Annotated in this window: 1 protein-coding gene; it reads right to left on the bottom strand. The window is 36.0% G+C overall.

What is annotated here, in order from left to right:
- Positions 1 to 96: 96 nt before the first annotated feature.
- The gene (locus NCCP133_RS21740) at positions 97 to 1,239 is read right to left on the bottom strand and encodes an IS110 family transposase (RefSeq protein ID WP_264807312.1); all 1,143 of its coding nucleotides are present in this window, start codon (positions 1,237 to 1,239) and stop codon (positions 97 to 99) included.
- Positions 1,240 to 1,449: the final 210 nt, after the last annotated feature.

Here is a 1,449-nt window from a genome sequence, read left to right as displayed (position 1 = left end):
TTTAACGTTTTTTTCTAAAAAAGGCAATAGGAAATAGAGGGTGTGTCGTAATTTTTTTAAAAAACACAACCTATCCTTGTTCTATTTGGCAGATAACTAATGATTTAAAGCTGGATCGGAGTAGCTTCGGTTATTAATAAATAAAGTGTATACGATTCTCAAAACTTTATGTGCAATGGCTTTTGTTGCTTTTTTGTTCCCTCTTCGTGCTGAAAGTGACCAAAATGTTGATGCCATAGAAGTTTTTCTCGATCTTGAAATGGCCCAAGCTACTTCACAAAGCGTCGCTTTAATATGTGGATTTCCTTGGAGGCTTTTGGAACCTTTTTTTTTACCTGCACTTTCATTGTTACCAGGAGCTACACCAGCCCATGAAGCTAAATGCTTGGAAGAAGGGAATTGGCTCATATCTGTTCCAATCTCAGCGATAATGCAAGCTGCAGTATGATCTTTTACTCCTGGAATAGATAAAAGAATTTCTTTCTCTTCTTTGTAGGATTGGAGTACGGTGTTTATCCGTTTTTCCAGTTCTTGAATGGAGTTCTCTAAATACACTATATGGTTCCAGGAGCCTCTAATCATAAATATTTGATGTTTATCTAAGGTACCGAAAAGAGAGTCGGAAATGGTGTTTGCTTTTTTCTTCAAAGAGTGATGAATACTTGAATCAACATCACTTTGATCTAAGTATCCTTTCTCAACTAAATGATTTAAAAGTTTACGCCCTGAAACACCAAAGATGTCAGAAATAACAGAACCGAGTTTAATATTCGAACACTCAAGAACTTTAGAGATTCTATTTTTCTCAGCTGTTAAATTCCCAATCCATTTTTTTCGTAAACGAGTTAGATCACGTAATTCACGAAGATCTTGAGAAGGAACGAAGCTTTTTTCAATCAGTCCATGACGAAGAAGTTTGGCAATCCATTCAGCATCGGCAACATCTGTTTTTCGACCGGGGACGTTTTTGATTCTTTGTGCATTGGCAAGTGTAATATCGAAATAACCTTCTAAAATATTATAGACTGGTTTCCAGTAGATTCCGGTACTTTCCATTGCGATATGGGTAACTTCCTTTTCCTCTAACCATTTTAATAAATCAAATAAACTTTTGGTAAGAGTGGAAAAGGTCCTGGTTTCTTTGAAGAGAGAATCTTCCACGTTACCAGTTAAAACACAAACAACAATTTCTTTCTGGTGTACATCCATTCCAGCACAATGGGTTAATAAAATGTCCATATCGATTAACCTCCAAATAAAGTCTATGGAAAGAGGAATAAGCTTGAACAAACAGCATTTTTCTGTACGTGATCTTCTTCAAAAAATGAAGAGTCAACAAAGGGGTGTACACAAGGCAAATTCCATACAGTTTCTTATACAGGGTTAAACCACCATTAAAGCGTATGTAAACATAACTTTCCATAGCTTTATCAGTATGGACACAGAGGA

The sequence above is a fragment of the Cytobacillus sp. NCCP-133 genome (assembly GCF_026011715.1).
Classification (GTDB): domain Bacteria; phylum Bacillota; class Bacilli; order Bacillales; family Cytobacillaceae; genus Cytobacillus.
Note: the sequence above shows the minus strand (reverse complement) of the source record. Positions and strands in the feature narration are given on the sequence as shown.